We start from the raw sequence: 20,687 nt of genomic DNA on the forward strand, positions 1-20,687 counted from the left end.
TGGTAAATACCAAGATTTTTAAATTCTATTCGCAATGGTTATTGTAAAACCTAATCTATCATCAGCATTGGAAAAACTAAGGCTTTTTGTTAACAAAACCGTTGTCCTGGACGATACAATCTGGAAGGATTTTTCTAATATTTGGGAATTACATATATCAAAGCGGAAGGATATAATAACCGACGCTGGAGAAAAAGAAAATTATCTTTATTTCGTATTGGACGGTATACAACGAGTTTTTCACACCTCTGAATCGGGTAGAGAAGCCACTTTGGTACTCAGTTATCCTCCCTCCTTCGCGGGAATATTGGACGCGATGATGTTAGAGCAAAAGTCAAAATACTATTTTGAATCTTTAACTCCTTCCGTTTTTATCAAAGCAAAATATATTGACGTTAAAAAACTAATGGAAAAACATCCATCTATTAACCTCTTTGTCTTAAAAGGCGTTAGTCAGGCTTTATCCGGAGTATTAGAAAGGGTAGTCGAACTACAAGTTTGCAGTTCTGAAGAAAAATTCAGGATTTTATTAAAACGAAGTCCTCATATTCTTCAATTAATACCGCATAAGTACATTGCCAGCTATTTAGGTATTGACGCCAGCAATTTCAGTAAATTACTTAATAACGTTAAAATTTAAATCAGCTATCGTAACCAACCCAAATAAGGTCAGTTTGGGGTTAGTAGAGTGAATCTTAGTCATCTCAATATTCATATCCCAAATTCTGGTATCTAAAGTTCTCCTTAAATATCGTAAAAAACATCAAAGTCCTCTTCAAACTTACTCAGGTCTGGTTTTTCGTTAAATATACCAAAAACAGAAGATCCACTTCCGCTCATTAAAGCAAAAACTGCCCCGATATCAAGCATGTTAGCTTTCACCATCCTGATTTGTGGATATGAATTTATAATGTGTGGTTCAAAGTCGTTCTTGATATTGCAATTCCAATCTTCAACAGGCAAACGAACCAGAGATTTAAGCGAATTTATTGGCTCCTGGGGTACAACATTCTTGTACGCTTCTGCTGTTGCTACATGGACAGGCGGTTTTACCAAAACAACGTGATATCCCGAAAGATCCACCTCCACTTCATCAAATACATCGCCAATACCAGTAGCAAATACCGGTCTGTTTTCCAGAAAAAAAGCACAATCAGCCCCCAGTTTGCTACAATAGTTTTTCATGACCTCTTTATCCATCCCCAGATTAAACTTATCATTAACCAGTTTAATAAAAAAAGTAGCATCTGAAGATCCACCTCCTAAGCCAGCTCCTATTGGAATGTGTTTATGCAGATGGATGTGAATGTTAGGAAGATCAAAATCAGCCCTTAACAGATTGTAAGCCTTAATACATAAATTATTATTGGAGTCCCCAGGTATATTGATTCCAGAGCTTTCAAACTTCATTTCGGGAGCCTCTATTATTTCTAACGCATCTTTAATCTTAACCGGATAAAAGATAGTCTCCAGTTCATGATAACCGTCTTGTCTTTTATTTATCACGTTAAGCCCGATATTAATCTTGGCATTGGGGAAGCAAATCATAATTTATTAAAAACAGAGTCGACAAATATATTTATTTTGTTATTTTGTGCTTTAATTTAAGATATATATTTGGTCAAACATCATTTTTAGATGAAACAATATCATGATTTAATGCAGCATGTTTTGGACAATGGGGTTCAAAAGCATGATAGAACGGGGACTGGAACGATAAGTGTATTTGGATATCAAATGCGTTTTAATCTTGAAGAAGGTTTTCCTTTATTGACAACCAAAAAACTTCACCTGAAATCTATTATTCACGAGTTGATTTGGTTCTTATCGGGAGATACAAATATTAAATATTTAAAAGAGAACGGCGTTAGGATATGGGACGAATGGGCTGATGAAGAAGGAAATCTGGGTCCCGTTTATGGTTCTCAATGGCGCTCCTGGCCTACACCTGATGGTCGCCACATAGATCAGATTTCTCAGATCATCAGTCAAATAAAAAATAACCCGGACAGTAGAAGAATTATCGTATCCGCATGGAATGTAGCAGAAATTGAAAACATGGCCCTGCCGCCATGCCACAGTTTCTTCCAATTTTATGTTGCTGATGGTAAATTGAGCTGCCAATTGTATCAGCGCAGTGCAGATATATTTTTAGGAGTTCCTTTTAATATTGCTTCTTACGCGCTTTTGACTATGATGGTGGCCCAGGTTTGTGATCTTAAACCAGGAGATTTCATTCATACGCTGGGTGATGCTCATTTGTACAATAACCATCTGGAACAAGCGAAACTGCAACTTTCCAGAGATTTCAGGCCTTTGCCAACTATGCGAATTAATCCTGAAGTGAAAGATATCTTTGGTTTTAAATTCGAAGATTTTGTCCTTGAGAATTATGATCCGCATCCTCATATTAAGGGGGCGGTTGCGGTGTAGGTGATTAGCCTTTGGCAAACAGTTCATTAGTAAAACATAAACTGCATGAGTTTGAATAATCTTGAAGAATTGATGGTTTATCAAAGAGCTCGTATACTTTCTAATGAAATATGGAATCTTGTATATGAATGGAAAGATTTTTTCGATAAAGACACCATCGGAAAGCAACTCGTTAGAGCTGCCGATTCTATAGACGCAAATATTGCTGAAGGATATGGCAGATATGATTATAAGGAAAACAAAAATTTTTGCTATTATAGCCGTGGGTCTTTACTGGAAACAAAAGGCTTTGTTAGAAAACACAAATCGAGGAATCTATTTTCTACAGAGCAACGAGAATATTTTAAAGGAACTCGATAAAATTCATAAAATGTTGAGCTCATATATCAATTATATTGGAAAAAATCCAACTTCTTGATTTACCAAGCATTTTTTTATATCGGTTATGATAAGAACTGACACACAGGAATCTGCAAATGAACTCAACAAACTAATGAACTCAAATTAACTAATGAACTGAACGATGACTGTAAGCATTATTGTTGCTATAGATGAGAATAAGGCTATTGGAAAAAACAACCAGTTGCTCTGGCATTTACCCAACGACCTCAAGTTTTTTAAAAAGACAACTTCGGGACATACCATAATTATGGGTAGAAAAACCTTCGATTCTATTGGAAAGGCTCTTCCTAACAGACGGAACATTGTTATTTCCAGAAATAAAAATCTAAAAATAGAGGGTGCAGAGGTTTACAGTTCTATAGACCAAGCTTTAAATACCTGCAAAAATGAACAGGAAGTATTTATTATAGGTGGCGCAGAAATATATAAACAGGCAGAACCTATTACCGATAAATTTTATATAACAAAAGTGCATCATCAGTTTGATGCAGATACATTTTTTAATAACCTAAACCTAAACGAATTGAACGAAATATGGAGAGAAGAAAATCACGCTGACGAGCGACACCTTTATGACTACACTTTTCTGATTCTGGAAAAGAGAAAATAAGCAAAAACAAAGTGTAAATAATTTAATAGCAGAGATTTTATAATTTAAAAATTATATTAGCTTTGCCCTCTTATAAAAAAAAGCAGAATAAATAATTAATAAAAATGCAAAACAAAGGAATAATTAAGTTTGCAACAGCTGTATTATCTGTACTAAGTTTATATGCATTGTCTTTCACGTTTTTTGCCAATAAGGTAGAAGACGATGCTAAGGCGTATGCTAACGGAGATCCTGCAAAGGAAAGAAGCTATCTTGATTCAATTTCTTCACAACCTGTTTATCCAATTTTCGGACATACTTATCAGTATGTTAAGGAGCGCGAAATTGCGCTTGGATTGGACTTAAAAGGTGGGATGAATGTGACTATGGAGATAGACTTATCTGCATTGTTAAAAAGCTTAGCAAATAATCCAACTGACGCTAATTTCAATCAGGCACTAGAAAATGCGCAGGAAAAGTTAAAAACTAACAGTAAAGAAGGTTTAGTTTCTTTATTCGTAAGTGAGTTTGAAAAGTTAAGCCCTAACGTAAAGCTGGCATCTTTTTATTCTACAAAAGATAATTCTTCTGATCTAAAAATAGATGACTCTAATGCAAAAGTTAAAACTTACTTAGAAAAACAAGCTACTTCTGCAATTGAGAGATCTTTCAATATTTTAAGAACCCGTATCGACAAGTTTGGTGTTACACAACCGAACATTCAATTACAGGAAGGTTCCAACAGAATTTTAGTAGAGCTTCCGGGTGTTACAGATCAGGAACGTGTTCGTAAGTTATTACAGGGATCTGCTAAATTGGAGTTCTACGAAACTTTCGACAACCACGAAATATTCCCTTTAATACAGAATATCAACAATATTCTAGCAGCTAAACAACCTAAAGAGGCAACTAAAAAAGCAGAGGCTACAACTACTGCCGTTGATACTACTAAAGGTGCTAAACCGGCTTTATTAAGTGCTAAAAAAGACAGTACTTCTAAAGATTCGTCTGAAAATATGGCCGCTTTAGCAAAAGCTAATCCTTTATTTTCTGTATTATCACCTGCTACTTACCAGGGTGCTAACGGTGAACAAGGTTTAAGACCGGGACCAGTTGTTGGCTATGTTGCTTTAAAGGACACTGCTAAAGTAAACGAATATTTAAGAGAACCAGAGATTAAAGCTGTCATCCCTCCTAACGTTAAATTGATGTGGGGTGTTAAATCTATATCTAAAGACGCTAAGGTTTACGAACTATATGCTATTAAAGGTTCTGGAATAAACAATGGCGCTGTTTTAGAAGGCGACGTAATTTCTAATGCCCGTGAAGATTTTGACCAAAAAGGTAATCCTGAGGTTACGATGTCAATGAACTCTACCGGTGCAAGAGAATGGAAAAGGATTACAGCAGCTGCTGCTGGAGATCCAAGAAACGAAGATGACAATAAATGTATTGCTATCGTCTTAGACGACATGGTTTACACTGCTCCACGTGTTGGCGGTGAAATTCCAAATGGTGTTTCTTCTATTTCCGGAAATTTCACGGTTGAAGAGACCAAAGATTTAGCCAATGTATTAAAAGCTGGTAAATTACCTGCTCCTGCTAAAATTGTTGGAGAGTACGTAGTTGGTCCAACTTTAGGTAAAGAATCTATCGAAAAGGGAGTAATCTCTTCTGTTGCCGGATTAATCGTGGTATTATTATTCATGGTATTCTACTATAACAGATCTGGTATGATTGCAAACTTTGCTTTGCTTTTCAACATGTTCTTTCTGGTAGGTATTATGGCTTCCTTGGGTGCAGTATGGACACTCCCGGGTATTGCCGGTCTGGTACTGACGATTGGTATGGCAGTAGATGCGAACGTATTGATTTACGAACGTATCAAAGAAGAGCTTGAACTTGGCAAGAATCTAAAAACAGCTGTTGTTGATGGTTTCAAAAACTCTTATTCAGCAATATTAGATTCACAAATTACCACCTTAATCGTAGGTATTATATTATTGATTACAGGTACCGGACCTATCTACGGTTTCGCTGTTACTTTGGTAATTGGTATTTTCCTTTCAATTTTCACTGCAATATTTATTACCCGTATTGTTATTGACAACAGGTTAGAAAAAGGAAAAGATCTTCCTCTTTATACGTCATTTACCAAAAACCTTTTCAAAGGTTCTCCGATTGACTTCGTAAAAGACCGTAAAAAATACTATATCATTTCTTCTGTAATCATCATTGCGGGTTTAGCTTCTATGCTAATTAAAGGATTTAGCTATGGTGTAGATTTTCAGGGAGGTAGAACTTATGTTGTTGATTTCAACAAAGAGATAAGTACTATTGATGTAAGAGAGGCCTTAACCAAGTCTTTTGAGAACGATGCGCCAGAGGTAAAAAGCTATGGTAGCGGCGTAAGAATCACTACAGCTTATTTGATCGAAGATAACTCCGACCAGGCTGAGAAGACAGTAGCTACTAAATTAAATGATGGTTTAAAAACCTTAAATACCCCTTACGAAATTAAGGATGCCCAAAAGGTTGGCCCAACTGTAGCTAATGACATTAAAGTCTCTGCGATATGGTCTGTTCTTGCAGCTATTGCAGGTATCTTCTTATATGTTTATATACGCTTCAGAAAGGTATCTTTTGGTATTGCTACAATTATTGCATTATTACATGACGTTTTAATTGTATTGGCTATTTTCTCTATTTTCGATGGTATATTACCATTCTCTTTAGATATCGACCAAACATTTATCGCAGCTATTCTAACTGTGGCCGGTTATTCTATTAACGATACGGTTGTTATTTTTGACAGGGTTAGGGAATACCTTTCTGATGAGAGAAATAGAAATCAGAACATGGCAACTATCATCAATAATGCGTTAAATAGTACATTAAGCCGTACGGTGGTTACGGGTATGTCTACTATTTTCGTGTTGATTATCTTATTCATCTTTGGTGGTGAAATATTAAGAGGTTTCTCTTTTGCCATGTTGATAGGTATCATTGTAGGTACTTATTCTTCATTATTCGTTGCAACACCAGTTGTAGTTGAATTTATCAGAGGAAAGAAATCTGCAGAAAATAAATAGAATTACAATTTTATCAAAAAAGCGAAGGCTGTGTTTTAAACGACACAGCCTTCGCTTTTTATATTAATCTGAAAAACAACGAAATACGCAACACCTCATTTCTCAGTAGCCCACCTGTAATTACGAAAAATTCAAACAATAAATAAAACCGAAGATAGCGTCTTAAAAAAAACCTAGGAAAGATATAATTATCGTAAAAGAAATAACAAACAAATTGGAAAAACTCAATTAATTACCGATATTTGCGGTTTAAAAATTAGCGGAAATACAATCATGCTTCACCCCCTACAGGTAAAGATTTCTATTTGAAACAGAACTTCTGATTCAGTTTTTCATATGTAAGATAGGTTTCCCATACCTAATATACAAAAAAAATTGGAATGTAAAGAGAAGCATCAATTTAATTTTAATAATGAAAAGTAACAATTCAAAATTTCCAAGAGTCATTATTATTGGTGGAGGATTTGGAGGAATACAATTAGCTAAAAGGCTAAAAGATAAGGAAGTTGAAGTCTTAATGATTGACAGACACAACTACCACACCTTCCAACCTCTATTATACCAAGTTGCGACTGGTGCTTTAGAAGCAGACTCTATTGCTTTCCCTTTAAGGAAGATTTTCCAACACCAAAAGAATTTCAAATTTAGGGTTGCAAACGTTACGCAGATAAACAGCGAAAGCAACACGATTTCTACTTCGATTGGTGATTTTGAATATGATTATTTGGTATTGGCTACCGGATCGGAAACCAACTTCTTTGGGCAAAAAGAAATCGAGCATTATTCTATGCCGATGAAGACGGTTCCAGAGGCTTTAAATCTGCGTTCTATGATTCTGCAGAATTTTGAAGAAGCAGTTATGGAAACGGACGAGCAGGTGAAAGAAGCCTTGTTAAACTTCGTTATTGTTGGTGCGGGACCTACTGGTGTGGAAACAGCGGGTGCTTTGGCTGAATTGAAAAAACACGTTTTGCCATCAGATTATAGTGAACTGGATTTTTCTAAAATGAAAATTTATCTGGTTGAAGGTGCTAACCGTGTGTTACCTCCATTCTCTGAACAAGCATCAAGAAAAGCGCAGTCATTCTTAGAAGAAATGGGCGTTGATGTGTTAACCAATACCATGGTTGATCAGTATGACGGAAAAGTAATCTCTTTTAAAGACGGTAAAACAATCCGTACTAACAATGTAGTTTGGAGTGCTGGGGTTAAAGGCGCTGTTATTCCGGGTATCGACAAAGCACAGATTGTTCGCGGGGGAAGAATTAAAACAACTACATATAACCTGATTGAAGGATACAATAATATTTTCGCCATTGGCGATGTGTCCTACATGGAGGTTGAAAAATTCCCTAATGGACATCCTGGTGTTGCTCAGGTAGCCATCCAACAGGGGCAACAATTAGGCGACAATTTAATCAGACTAATCAATAATGAGGAAGTAAAACCTTTTGATTATTTTGATAAAGGATCTATGGCTACGGTAGGACGTAATAAAGCGGTAGTTGATTTGAAATTCTGGAAATTCCAGGGATTTTTCGCCTGGTTAACCTGGATGTTTATCCATTTATTGTTCCTGGCCGGTTTCCGTAATAAACTGGTAACATTGATGAACTGGATTGTAAACTATTTCTCTCAGGACAGAGGAACGAGATTAATTATCCGCAGATTCAATCGCCAAACGATGAAAGAAGAAGCGGAAGCATTTTAACAATATATGAAGCTTATAAAAAATCCCTGTCATTACAATAAATGACAGGGATTTTTTTTATGATCACTCTTTATTGAACAGCCTTTAACCAAGCTTCTGCCATTAATTTAGCTCCTGCCAAAGAAGGGTGTACTCCATCATGAGTCCAGTAAACTCCAGGGGCTTGTTTCTGAGCCTCATCGAATACTTTTTGATAAGGAATAAATACCGCATTGAATTCCTCGGCCAATGCTTTTGCAACAGCTCTGTATTCGTTAAACTGGGGGTACCAACTCTCATCTACAGCCTTAATTCCTTTTACCGCAAATGGTTCGCCGATTACCAGCTTCACATTTGGTAAAGCATCTACTGTACGTTTTAAAAGAGCTTTTAAATCGTTTCTGTAAGTTTCTATTGTTCCGTCGTATTTACCATTATGTTTATGCCAATAATCGTTTACACCGATAAGAATACTCAAAATATCAGGCTTAATACTTAAACAATCATTATCCCATCTTTCGGCTAACTGATAAACTTTATTCCCGCTAATTCCTTTATTGTAGATTTTCAGATTTTTAGTGGCATAATTTAATAAGAGTTCTGCAGCGGCCTGATTCACATAACCAGTACCCAAATTGGCAGGTGTGTTAAATTCGTTAGTATCCTTTTTTCTGCCTGCATCTGTGATTGAATCACCTTGAAAAAGAACAGTCATATCCTGACTGATCTTGATTGCCTTTGCATTCCCCGGCTTTGTAACAGCAGCCTGAACAATTTCCGGTATACTTAATGCCAATACTCCCGCCAGGGAGCCTGATTTGATAAAATCTCTACGTTTAATCATGTTATATAATTGATTTATGCGCTATTGGATATAAATTTATAAATCTCTGTGGGAAAAAGAATATCAAATCTTTACAAAAAAATATAAATTCTTAGCAAATAAAAAAAGCATCCCTTATTAGGAATGCTTTTTTGTCCAAAACTGTAATACTTCTAGAGTTTTGAGTTTACGTCAACACAGTTAAGATCTGCAAACGCTATTTTTAAACGCTCTACAAAACTGTCTTCGCCTTTTCTTAACCAAACTCTAGGGTCATAATATTTTTTGTTAGGCGAGTCATCACCCTCCGGATTTCCAATCTGTCCTTGTAAATAACCTTCATTCTTTTTGTAATAATTTAGCACGCCTTCCCAAAATGCCCATTGCATATCTGTATCAATGTTCATTTTGATCGCTCCGTAAGAAAGCGCTTCTCTGATTTCTTCCTGAGAAGACCCTGATCCACCGTGGAATACAAAATTAATTGGCTTCTCTGCTGTCAGATTGAATTTCTGTTTAACATATTCCTGAGAATTATGTAGAATCACTGGCTGTAACTTCACGTTCCCTGGTTTATAAACACCATGAACATTACCAAAAGCAGCTGCAATAGTAAATTTATCACTTATTTTACTTAATTCTTCATAAGCGTAAGCCACCTCTTCTGGTTGAGTATACAATTTTGAAGAATCAACATCAGAATTGTCTACTCCGTCTTCCTCTCCTCCGGTTACACCTAACTCAATTTCCAAAGTCATCCCTATCTTACTCATGCGAGCCAGGTAAGTTTTGCATATTTCGATATTTTCTTCAATTGGTTCTTCTGAAAGATCAATCATATGGGAAGAAAACAAAGGTTTGCCGTGTTGCGCATAAAACTTCTCTCCTGCTTCTAAAAGTCCATCTAACCAGGGTAATAATTTCTTAGCACAATGATCGGTATGTAAAATAACAGCTACACCATAGTGCTCTGCTAATAGATGAACGTGTTGTGCTGCAGAAACACCTCCTAATATACAAGCCTGAAGTTTGCTATTATCCAAAGACTTACCTGCATAGAATTGGGCTCCCCCGTTAGATAATTGTACAATCACTGGAGAGTTCACTGCTTTTGCCGTTTCTAATACTGCATTTACAGAATTGGTCCCGATAACATTTACAGCAGGCAATGCAAATTGATGTTGCTTGGCAATCTCAAATAGCTCTTGAACTTGGTCTCCGGTAATTACACCTTTAAAATCTTTTAAACTCATTTTATAACATTTTTCTTACCATCGAAGTTATGAAAATTTATTTTAATAGGGTCTTTCAAGTAGAAATATTAGACTAAAATGCGATAAGAAAAAGTAACTCATTTACAATTCACCATTTTTTCGTTTATTTGCAGTCACACTTTTTTTGAGAATGGCTTGGTTTAAAAGAAATACAAAAGGAATATCTACCTCAACAAACGAAAAAAAGGAAGCTCCGGACGGAGTTTGGAATAAGTGTCCTAATTGTAAGAAAGCCTTACATTACACTGAACAAGCAGAGAACAAACATGTTTGTATGTACTGCAACTACCATTTAAGAATAGGTTCTAAAGAATATTTCGAAATATTGTTTGACAATAATGCATTTGTAGAATTATTCCCTAATCTTACTTCGGGAGACCCTTTATCTTTTGTTGATACAAAGTCTTATAAAGACAGAATTGTAGAGAGTACTAAAAAGACAGGTTTAAAGGACGCTATCAGAGCGGCTCATGGACAAATAGATCAGCAGGATTTGGTGGTAGCTTGTATGGACTTCAATTTTATTGGTGGTTCTATGGGTTCAGTTGTAGGTGAAAAAATAGCCCGCTCCGTAGATTATTGCATCGAACACAAAATCCCTTTCCTCATGATTTCTAAATCTGGAGGGGCAAGAATGATGGAGGCTGCATTTTCTTTGATGCAGATGGCTAAAACATCGGCAAAGCTGGCCTTGTTAGCGAAAGCTAAAATTCCTTATATCTCGTTATTAACGGACCCAACTACAGGTGGGGTTACTGCTTCTTACGCTATGCTGGGCGATGTTAATATTGCAGAACCCGGAGCTTTAATTGGCTTTGCCGGACCTCGTGTAATTAAAGAAACAATTAAAAAGGATCTCCCAAAAGGCTTTCAAACATCAGAATTTGTTTTAGAGCATGGTTTCCTTGATTTCATTGTAGACAGAAGAGAGCTTAAGAAAAAACTATCTTCTTTTATTCATATGATGAATAACTAAATAATTAATAGCTTCTGAACGAGACATTATGTTGAGCTTCAGGAGCTATTTTTTTGGCTTGTACGTAAATTATTACATTTCTAAAGCAATTCCCCTCTTTTCTTTTTAAAGACTTACCGTATTTTCGTTTACAAAAAATTTTAAAGCTAGAAACTGTGGATTTCATTACGAATATTATTGACATACTTCTTAACGTAGATCAGTATTTAAATGACATTATTAAAAATTATAAGTTCTGGACTTATCTGATATTATTTATCATCATTTTTGCTGAAACCGGTTTTGTGGTTACCCCATTTCTTCCAGGAGACCCCCTACTATTTGCTGCTGGTGCTTTAATTGCAGGAGGTGATACTGGCCTGAACATCTTTTTATTAGCCTTTATACTTATTCTTGCGGGAATATTAGGTAATACGGTCAACTACCACTTAGGCAAATATCTTGGCCCCAAAGTGTTTAAACCTCAGAATAAAATACTGAAGTTAAGCTATTATCAAAGCACCCAGGATTTCTTTAACAAACATGGAGGGAAGGCTGTTATTTTCAGTAGATTTTTTGCCATCTTAAGAACGTTTGTACCTTTTGTTTCGGGAGTAATTAAGATGCCTTTTGGCAGATATACTCTTTTCAATGTTATCGGTGCATTTGCCTGGATCGTCAGCTTTCTAACCCTAGGTTACCTTTTTGGTAATATCCCAGCAGTTAAGGATAATTTCAGTTGGGCTATCTTATTTATTACATTCTTGAGTACGCTCCCTCCAATTATCGGAGCAATTTACTCAAAAAAGGAAAAGAAAGCCAATGGCTAATAGTTCATTAGTCATTAGTAGATAGGCATTAATTTATTATTCGTTCATCGTTGTTCGTTTGTCGTTACTCGTTGTTCGACAAACGGAAGACGACAAACGACAAACGACAAACTACTATCTAACAGCTTCGAAAATCAAAGACTTAAGTTTAAAAAGTTCTTTTCCATCTTTTAAAGGTCGGATATTAAGTTTATATAATCCCTCTTTGTCAAATGTAGTAGTTGCAACGCTATGCTGTATTAAAGGAAGTGGTGCTCTTCTGTCAAACTCTCCCGTTTTCAATGTCCTAAACAAAAAGTCGGTATTATTTAAGGTTAAAACACCTTCCTGTAAAGCAGACTCTGTTCCGCAATTATATTCAAGTTTTATTTTATAGGTTCCTGGTTTTGTGACCCGAATATCAAAGCTAATTTCGTCACCGGAATTTTTAGCATCCACTACACAATTCGTGTGCTTCCAATCTCCATAGTAGTGACTATAGGTTAAGCTCTTTAAATTGGCATTCCCTTTTACTTTAGCAAAGTATGCAGGTATCTCTATTTCCTGAAAATTGTCTGAAACTACATTATAAGTTTGCGATGCTTTAACCTGACCAGAATATTCCAGGACAACCACCTCATTTAAAGATTTTTTCATCTCTCCAAGTGGTAAATTCAATATTATATCTTTTCCTCTCTTTTCAAAATCAAGTTCTTTTCCCCCGTCTAATAAATAGACTTTTTTTATTGTCACGTCAAAATCCGGAATCAGCACTTCTCCATCTACTGGTCTATTTAAAATATGCAAATACTGTTTACCGGGTTTAGATGTACTTACTCCCCAAGGTTGTTGCCCCAAAAGCCCAGCCGTAGAAGCATAAATACTCTCTCCGTTTATTTTTAGCCAATTACCAACTTCTCTTAGATATTGAATGGAATAAGCTGGGAAACTACCTTCTCCATCCGGCCCTACGTTCAACATCAAGTTACCTCCCCGGGCCGCCGCATTTGCCAGTAAATAGATAATCTCTTTAGGTGTTTTGAAGTTCAAATCATGTTTTATATATCCCCATGAATCATTATGGGTGTAAATAGACTCCCATGGGCCATTAATTGTAAAAGGAGGAAGTTCCGAATCTCCAAAATCTCTGTAATCTCCTAAACCATGTCCTACCCTACTGCTAAACAGACATTCGGGCTGATATTTTCTTAAACTATTTACAAAGTCTTCGGTTTCCTGTTTAGTTAATCCTCCCGGAGTATCAAACCAAATCGTCCCTAATTTCCCATAATTGGTCATCAATTCTTTTAGCTGAGGAATAGCTTTTTCTTTATAATATTTCTGGTAATCCTTTTCTGCTTCCTTAAAATCCCAGGTATTTCTGCCTCCGTTAGGTTCGTACCAATCCTGAAATTGAGAATAATAAAAACCAAAATGGATATTTCTCTTGGCTACCGATTTAGCCAGCGATTTCATAGGATCTTTCTTGTAAGGGGTTGCATCAACGATATCAAAATTTGTATATTTTGAATCAAACATTGAAAACCCTTCATGATGCTTAGCGGTAACGACCATATATTTCATTCCTGCATCTTCTGCTATCTGCGCCCATTCTTCCGCATCGAATTTTATGGGATTAAAGCTTTTAGCTACTTTTTCATATTCGGCTACCGGGATTTTAGCCTGATTCATAATCCATTCGCCACTTCCATAATAACGCTTTCCATTCCACTCGCCAGCTAATTTCGAATATAGTCCCCAATGAATAAACATGCCAAATTTGGCATCTTTGAACCATTGTACATTTTTATTTGCTTTATTGTTAGATCTGTTATCCCACATTTCATCCATTTCCTGCCCAGAAACATTATTGTATAAGACAAACAATGCGGCACATATTGTTAAAAACTTCTTCATTTCTTAATTTTTTTCGCAATATATATCCTCTCATTCACAATACATTGAATGATATTGGCCATTTTTTAAATCCTATTGACAATTTCTCTTAACTTTATCTTTTTGCCAATTTAGCTTAATAGTCTAAACTTTTTTTTTTGTTTATTGCTGACTAGAATTAAACCTTAATTATGAATATCAAAAAACCTATTTCAACTATTTTACTTTATATCGCTTTAGCGCCGTCCGTCGGTTTTTCGCAAACTAAAGAATGGCAATCCAAATTTGTGAGTATAGACCAAACCGGAAAACTGACTTATCATCCAGATGCGAATGGAGACATTATTCCTGATTTTAGCAAAGTAGGATATTACCATGGTTCCAAACAAATTCCAACTGTTAAAATTGTAAAAAGTATTTCTCCGGTTGCTGGTGACGCGACTGCAGTACTACAAAAAGCCATTGATGAAGTTTCTGCTTTACCTAAGGATAAAACTGGTTTTAGAGGAGCTATTCTAATAAAAAAAGGGAGATATAATATTTCCGGATCACTGAATATAAACACCGACGGAATTATATTACGTGGCGAAGGTGATCATGATAATGGTACCGTTTTAGTAGCTGCTGGAAAAGGACAAAGAACTTTGGTAAAGATTTCTGGCAAAGGTAAGGTTACTGAAGTAGCTGGAACAAGAACGAAAATCACCAATAACTATGTAAGCACTGGTTCTAAATCTTTTGAAGTTAACAATGTCTCCGGATATAAAGTGGGAGATAAAATTATACTATTTAGACCAGGCACAAAGAAATGGATAGAAGATCTTCAAATGGATAAAATTGTAGCCAGAGAAGGAACCAAGCAATGGCAGGCTGAGGAATATAACCTGTCTTTTGAGAGAGAGATTACTCAAATAAAAGGAAATACGATTTTTATTGACAACCCGGTTATGATGGCTCTAGACAGTAAATATGGTGGTGGAGAAATTTTCAAGTACACATACAATGGTCGTATTACAGAAGTTGGTATCGAAAACATTTTATTCGATTCTGACTATACAAGTGATACAGATGAAGACCATGGATGGGTTGCTGTAGGTTTTAACCATATAGAAAACGGGTGGGCTAGAAATCTAACTTCCAGACATTTTGGAAATTCTTGTGTTAGTTTGAGCCAGGGAGCAAAAAACATTACTGTTATGGACTCCAAATGTTTTGACGCTATTTCGGTTATAACTGGAGGACGTAGATACTCTTTTAATAACGACGGCCAACAAAATCTTTTTATGAATCTGATAACGACAGAAGGTAGACATGATTATGTAACAGGTGCAAAAGTTTTAGGACCTAACGTTTTCTATAATTCCTCATCCACAAAAACCTATGCAGACATTGGACCTCACCACCGTTGGGCTGTTGGTACTTTATATGACAATATTACAACTGATGGGGAAATCAATGTTCAAGATAGAGGAAATTGGGGTAGCGGTCATGGCTGGGCTGGTGTTACACAAGTTTTATGGAACTGTAAAGTAAAAGGTGCTGCTGTACAAAACCCTTGGGTTTCTGGTAAAAATTACGCTATTGGCGTTATTGGTAACAAATTGAGAGGAAGATTAGATGGCAAACCTGAAGGTGAATGGGAAGGCAATAATAAAAATGGGCTGACTCCTAAATCTCTATTCGAAGCACAAAGAAAAGAAGCGGGAATTAAATAATGTTGAATTTTAATGTTGATGAGTTAGGTGATTTTTAACATATAGTCAATCTAAAGTTTGGGGTTGTCTCATAAATAGAAATTGTCACATAGTCGAAATATACCTTGTATAGCACCAGAGAGGCTTCGACTGAGTTTATACTGAGCCCAACGAAGGGCTTAGCCTGACAAAACACACTAATTTGAGACAACCTCAACTTTGTAAAAACTCCATTCGTCAACTACCCTAAATCTTCCCATTCTCCTAAATCAGTGCAGCAACAGCATCAAGATGGTAGCCTTTAACCTAAATGATTTTCATCAATAAAACCTTAGTCCATTTGCATAAAAACAGCCTTTGCTATTTAAGATTTACCATTATTGAATTCTCTTTTTGATCTCTAAAAATCTTTAAAACAGCTGTCTTTTTTGATTGGGAGTTTAATTTCGCGGTTACCAAATCTTTGACATTATTGATCTCATATTCTCCCATACCTAAAATAACATCATTAATTTTAAGCGTTGCACTCATCAGGCTATTAGGCGCTATATCTAATATCAATACTCCCGTTTCTGAAGGCATACCTGTGGCAGAACGTTCTGCTAATGTGTTTAAGTTCTTCACTTTTATTCCTAAAAAATCATAGGTAGCATCTTCTTTCCATACCAAAGGTAAGATTTGGGGTATAGCTACTTTCTTCGCCCTATTTCTCAGGTCTTCAGAAACTACCCCAAAGTTCATGTCAAAATTCTTAAATCCTGTATCAAAAGCTTTAGAACTTTTATCGATCCTGTAATCTCCAACTATGGCATTTTCAAATGTGATTTCTCCAGCCAAAGAGTTTTTATCTGTTCCAAAAGCCTGTGCTTTCTTTAAAGAAACTTCATCCGGAAAATAATTGCTATCAATATTATTCCCCCAATCCGTAATCCTTATGGGAAAATAAGCCGAACCCAATATATTATGCTTAAAAACATCGTCACTATTTTTAAACCATACATGCGGATGGAAAGAATTGTTAATGATGATATTATTTTCGACCGTTCTTTTAAAACCTTCTCTTAGTTTCAATCCGCCATTCAAACAAACGTTATTTTGAATCATGTAGTTGCTGGATCCATCATCCAAATCAATATCCCAGCCGTTATCACAACGAAACCTATTATTAAACAATACAGTAGGTTTTACCGCGTCGAGGAAGATAAGTTGAGGATGTTTGGCAACCAGCGTATCCATCACTGCCCTTGTAGGATGCCAAAACCTATCTCGGCCCCAAGAGTTGAATGCCCCGTGATCGCCAGTTTCCAAAACTGTATTAAATACATCATTAAATTCTATGATATGCCCACCCCAGGTTCCTTCATTTATATTAATTCCGGCTCTTGGAACATCATAAATGGTATTATGACTAATTTTTATGTCTTGAGCCATAGAAATCTGCACCCCTGCGGTTTGCTTTTCTACCTGACCAATATCATGGATAAGATTATCATATACTGTACATGAAATAGGGTAATTATTCCCCTTTGGACCAGCTGTCTTGTCCATATTCTCATACGCTACAAATTCGCTGTACTGAAAAGAGGGAGACCGTACCGCTTTGGGATCTCCAACAAAGACAACTGCATTACCTCCAGCGTTAAAAATATGTGAGCCCGATAGCGTGTTGTTTTTATTGTAGTTACTATATACGATAACATTTGCACCATTATCTTTAAATATACATTTTTCAATATTAATATTTTCAGCTCCATCTAAAGTTATAGCCCCCTTACGGTATATGGTCCAATCACTTCGCAACAGTTGCTCTTTATTCTTCATGAAAGTTCTAAGAGTATGACTAAAAGTAATCCCCCTGATAATGATATTTTTAACGGGTTCTTTTGCAGATCCTCTTACTTCTAAAAGTGTTTCTATTTGCGGAACTTCAACTACAGCACCAGATAAATCTATATCAGTTTTCAAAAAAACAATCTGCTTCGTTTTATCATAATACCACTCATTTAAGGTATCTAACTCTTCAAATACATTTTCTATAAACCTATATTGTTTATGAATGGCAGATGGTCTGTTATTTTGCCATCCGCCTTCCATTTCTAATTCACCAGCATTCGTCTTACCTTTTATTAAAAAAGAAAAACCACCCCACATACTGGCCTGCATAGCATGCAGATAAGCCCCTTGTGGCTTTGCCCATTTCTTGATACGGTCTGGACCTAAAACATCTTCCGCTACTCCTCCAAAAGGTAGTCTCCCTTTCTGATAATTTGGATATCTGGCCATTTGCATCAACTGACCATTAACATATAACTGATCAAAAATTAGCTGATCTCTTGTTATTTTCGCTGTATATACACCGTTGTTCAAAATCCAATTAAGGTCCAATTTTTTGGAACCTTTCACTACTACTTCGTCCCCCATATAAGGGCTTATTATCACCTCTTTTCCTTCTTTACGGCTATCTGCAATTGTAAAGATCAGTGTCTCGTCAAGGTAATAGACTCCGGCTCTTAGAAAAATATTTACGCTTTCATTTTTAAATTTTAAGGCTTCTAGTTTTGCTTTGGCTATTGTCGCAAATGGCTTTGATAATGTCCCAGGATTACGATCACTCCCATTTAGGGCGATATAAAAATCTTTTGCGCTTAGTTTGGCAAATACTGAAAGTGATATTAAAAATGCGAGGATAAATTTCATTCCTTAATTAAGCATTTTAAGCTCAAATTTCAGTTTTACCTATTGGCGAAACATTCAAGTAAATTGGCTAAAAACAATTCTTAAATTTTAAAAGCTTTCAATCGATAATAACGATTCATTTTGCCAAAATACTTGAATATAATCCCCGTATTGTTAATTCTTATAAGTATTATTTTTTATAAATTACGTTAAAAAACCTGATGTATACAGCTAAAAAATTGCAGCGCATTTTACTCCTAACTTTACTTGGTAATAGTTTTTATTTACTAAAAGTGGCAGCACAAACTCTTCCCAAGCCCAATATAGTTTATATTTTGACTGATGACTTAGGTTACGGTGATATTAGTATCCTGAATAAGGAATCTAAAATACATACTACTCATATTGATAATTTAGCCAAGAACGGCATTTACTTCACCGATGCACACTCTAACTCTTCGGTATGTACACCAACAAGATATGGTATATTAACAGGTAGATATGCTTTTAGGTCATCTTTAAAGAAAGGAGTATTAAATGGCTACTCTCCATCCTTAATAGAACCTGAAAGGGCTACTATAGCCTCATTCCTCAGGAAAAACGGATATACTACGGCATGTATTGGTAAATGGCATTTGGGATTAGATTTTACCAAAAAAGATCCAAGCAAAGCCATTGGCGGTAAGTCCATAACAGAATCACCTCAAAATGATGATGATAATGTGGATTATACTAAAGCTATTAAAGGAGGACCAACAGACCATGGTTTTGATTATTCTTATATTATACCCGCCTCCTTGGATATGAATCCATACGTTTATATCAGAAATGGAAAAGCGGTAAAAGAACCTACTTCATACACCACAGGAAAAAGTGAAAACCAAGAAAGAGGTTCTATGAGGAGACCCGGAAAAATGGCTCCCGATTTCAATTTTCAAGAAGTATTACCCAATTTCATTAACGATGCGGTGAATTATATTCAATCTAGCACACAAAAACCTTTCTTCCTTTATTTACCGCTACCTTCTCCTCATACACCATGGGTTCCTAGTAAAGAATTTAAAAATGTATCAGGGGCAGGAAATTATGGCGATTATGTAGCGGAGACAGATTATATGATTGGAAAGGTTTTAAAAGCGTTAAAAGATAAAGGTTTGGATAAAAACACCTTAGTCATCGTAACTAGCGATAATGGGTCTGACTGGAAGCCTGAAGATATAGAAGCTACAAATCATTATGCCAATTATATTTACAGAGGAAGGAAAGCAGATATTTACGAATCGGGACACAGAATTCCATTTATAGCAAGTTGGCCTTCTAAAATCCCTATGGGTACCATGAGTAACCAAATAATGTGTACCACAGATTTATTTGCTACAGTAGCTGCTATTGTAAACCAACCTTTGCCACAAGACGCTGCAGAAGATAGCTATAATATGCTTGATGCTTTTACAGGAAAGAATAAAACAAAACAAATTAGAGAAGCTATTATCCACCATTCTTTGGGTGGTATCTTTGCCATTAGAAAAGGGGACTGGAAATTAACTACCGCCTTAGGCTCAGGAGGTTTTACTCAGCCCAGAACTTTAGAGCCTCAAGCAAATGAAGCCCCTATGACTTTATATAACATCGCTAATGATCCTCAAGAGAAAAACAATCTATACAATAGTCAACCAAAAATTGTTAAAGAATTAATGACCCTACTTACCACCTATAAACAACAAGGTTATAGCAGACCAAAAAAATAATACAAATAACACTTCATCTCTACCATTATATTTTAGCCGGTAGAGGATATAATATAATGGTAGAGATGGTGTTTTTTTAAGAGATAAACCACATCACCAAATTTTTGATTAAAAAGTTTAAGTTTGGCCCCCAGAAAAATCTATCAAAGTTCCGTATTTATTATTTTTTCCAGTCTATCCATCATACCTTTTCTTTTCTAGAAAATAAACTCCTTGCAAAGCTTTATAAAGAGCTACACCAACCCTACTACAAATTAATTTCTTGTAGTAGCTAACCATAATTGTACCAGTGGCCAGAAAGTGAGTTTATAGAGCTTTACCTCTATGAACCCTCTATAAACCCTCTATTTAATCACTGTTATATCTCTATTATCAGGGGTGCTTTATGTACTATGTGTTACCGGAGAGAGGTATGAAAAGTAATGCTTTTTATTATTAATTATTTTTCGGGGGAATCGAAATAACACCGTCATGTTGAATCTGGTGAAACCTGCCTGCAACAGGCTGGCCCACAAATAAGCTTATAGATAAAAGTAGGTTTACATGTGTGACCTTTCCTTGCACCCAAGGTGACGAAAAGTTGGCATGGCGAACTGATAAATAGAG

15 protein-coding genes are annotated in these 20,687 nt (G+C 35.9%); 10 read left to right on the top strand and 5 right to left on the bottom strand.

The window, feature by feature from the left end:
* Nucleotides 1-34: 34 nt before the first annotated feature.
* The gene (locus tag PEDSA_RS10200; RefSeq protein WP_013633080.1) at nucleotides 35-640 is read left to right on the top strand and encodes a Crp/Fnr family transcriptional regulator; all 606 of its coding nucleotides are present in this window, start codon (nucleotides 35-37) and stop codon (nucleotides 638-640) included.
* 104 nt (nucleotides 641-744) lie between these two features.
* Here the strand turns inward: PEDSA_RS10200 and ispE are convergent, their stop codons facing one another.
* Complete coding sequence (gene ispE, locus PEDSA_RS10205; protein ID WP_013633081.1) at nucleotides 745-1,548, bottom strand: 4-(cytidine 5'-diphospho)-2-C-methyl-D-erythritol kinase; 804 nt, start codon at nucleotides 1,546-1,548, stop codon at nucleotides 745-747.
* A 90-nt stretch (nucleotides 1,549-1,638) separates the two neighbouring features.
* Between ispE and PEDSA_RS10210 the strand changes: the two genes are divergently transcribed.
* The 5 genes from PEDSA_RS10210 (at nucleotide 1,639) to PEDSA_RS10230 (ending at nucleotide 8,227) form a co-directional block, all read left to right on the top strand.
* Nucleotides 1,639-2,433 (top strand): thymidylate synthase, encoded by a 795-nt coding sequence (locus PEDSA_RS10210; RefSeq protein WP_013633082.1) that lies wholly within the window; start codon nucleotides 1,639-1,641, stop codon nucleotides 2,431-2,433.
* Between the two features lie 45 nt (nucleotides 2,434-2,478).
* Nucleotides 2,479-2,793 carry a four helix bundle protein gene (locus PEDSA_RS10215; RefSeq protein WP_013633083.1) on the top strand — a complete coding sequence of 105 codons (315 nt, stop codon included), beginning with the start codon at nucleotides 2,479-2,481 and terminating at the stop codon, nucleotides 2,791-2,793.
* A gap of 163 nt (nucleotides 2,794-2,956) precedes the next feature.
* Nucleotides 2,957-3,445 carry a dihydrofolate reductase gene (locus PEDSA_RS10220; protein WP_013633084.1) on the top strand — a complete coding sequence of 163 codons (489 nt, stop codon included), beginning with the start codon at nucleotides 2,957-2,959 and terminating at the stop codon, nucleotides 3,443-3,445.
* Between the two features lie 104 nt (nucleotides 3,446-3,549).
* A complete protein-coding gene (gene secDF / locus PEDSA_RS10225) occupies nucleotides 3,550-6,516 on the top strand; it encodes a protein translocase subunit SecDF (protein WP_013633085.1) in 2,967 nt (988 codons plus the stop codon).
* A gap of 412 nt (nucleotides 6,517-6,928) precedes the next feature.
* Complete coding sequence (locus PEDSA_RS10230; protein ID WP_013633086.1) at nucleotides 6,929-8,227, top strand: NAD(P)/FAD-dependent oxidoreductase; 1,299 nt, start codon at nucleotides 6,929-6,931, stop codon at nucleotides 8,225-8,227.
* 70 nt (nucleotides 8,228-8,297) lie between these two features.
* On the opposite strand, the gene PEDSA_RS10235 is transcribed toward PEDSA_RS10230, so the two are convergent.
* Both PEDSA_RS10235 and fbaA read right to left on the bottom strand, forming a co-directional pair.
* Nucleotides 8,298-9,050 (bottom strand): SGNH/GDSL hydrolase family protein, encoded by a 753-nt coding sequence (locus tag PEDSA_RS10235; RefSeq protein ID WP_013633087.1) that lies wholly within the window; start codon nucleotides 9,048-9,050, stop codon nucleotides 8,298-8,300.
* A gap of 152 nt (nucleotides 9,051-9,202) precedes the next feature.
* Nucleotides 9,203-10,282, bottom strand: a complete 1,080-nt coding sequence (gene fbaA / locus PEDSA_RS10240; RefSeq protein WP_013633088.1) for a class II fructose-bisphosphate aldolase — start codon at nucleotides 10,280-10,282, stop codon at nucleotides 9,203-9,205.
* 151 nt (nucleotides 10,283-10,433) lie between these two features.
* Here fbaA and accD point away from each other — a divergent pair, with 151 nt between their 5' ends.
* Nucleotides 10,434-11,279: an acetyl-CoA carboxylase, carboxyltransferase subunit beta gene (gene accD / locus PEDSA_RS10245; RefSeq protein WP_013633089.1), complete on the top strand. Its 846-nt coding sequence runs from the start codon at nucleotides 10,434-10,436 to the stop codon at nucleotides 11,277-11,279.
* Between the two features lie 155 nt (nucleotides 11,280-11,434).
* Nucleotides 11,435-12,088, top strand: coding sequence for a VTT domain-containing protein (locus PEDSA_RS10250; protein WP_013633090.1), 654 nt, complete (start codon nucleotides 11,435-11,437; stop codon nucleotides 12,086-12,088).
* A gap of 114 nt (nucleotides 12,089-12,202) precedes the next feature.
* Here the strand turns inward: PEDSA_RS10250 and PEDSA_RS10255 are convergent, their stop codons facing one another.
* Entirely contained in the window at nucleotides 12,203-13,984 is a 1,782-nt protein-coding gene (locus PEDSA_RS10255) for an alpha-L-fucosidase (RefSeq protein WP_013633091.1), read from the bottom strand.
* Nucleotides 13,985-14,154: 170 nt separating this feature from the next.
* Here PEDSA_RS10255 and PEDSA_RS10260 point away from each other — a divergent pair, with 170 nt between their 5' ends.
* Nucleotides 14,155-15,678 (top strand): hypothetical protein, encoded by a 1,524-nt coding sequence (locus PEDSA_RS10260; RefSeq protein WP_013633092.1) that lies wholly within the window; start codon nucleotides 14,155-14,157, stop codon nucleotides 15,676-15,678.
* Nucleotides 15,679-16,017: 339 nt separating this feature from the next.
* On the opposite strand, the gene PEDSA_RS10265 is transcribed toward PEDSA_RS10260, so the two are convergent.
* On the bottom strand, nucleotides 16,018-18,354 hold the full coding sequence (locus PEDSA_RS10265) for a PDZ domain-containing protein (protein ID WP_013633093.1): 2,337 nt from the start codon (nucleotides 18,352-18,354) through the stop codon (nucleotides 16,018-16,020).
* A gap of 200 nt (nucleotides 18,355-18,554) precedes the next feature.
* Here PEDSA_RS10265 and PEDSA_RS10270 point away from each other — a divergent pair, with 200 nt between their 5' ends.
* Entirely contained in the window at nucleotides 18,555-20,081 is a 1,527-nt protein-coding gene (locus PEDSA_RS10270) for a sulfatase family protein (protein WP_013633094.1), read from the top strand.
* The last annotated feature ends 606 nt before the right edge of the window (nucleotides 20,082-20,687 follow it).

Source organism: Pseudopedobacter saltans DSM 12145 (assembly GCF_000190735.1).
Taxonomy (GTDB): domain Bacteria; phylum Bacteroidota; class Bacteroidia; order Sphingobacteriales; family Sphingobacteriaceae; genus Pseudopedobacter; species Pseudopedobacter saltans.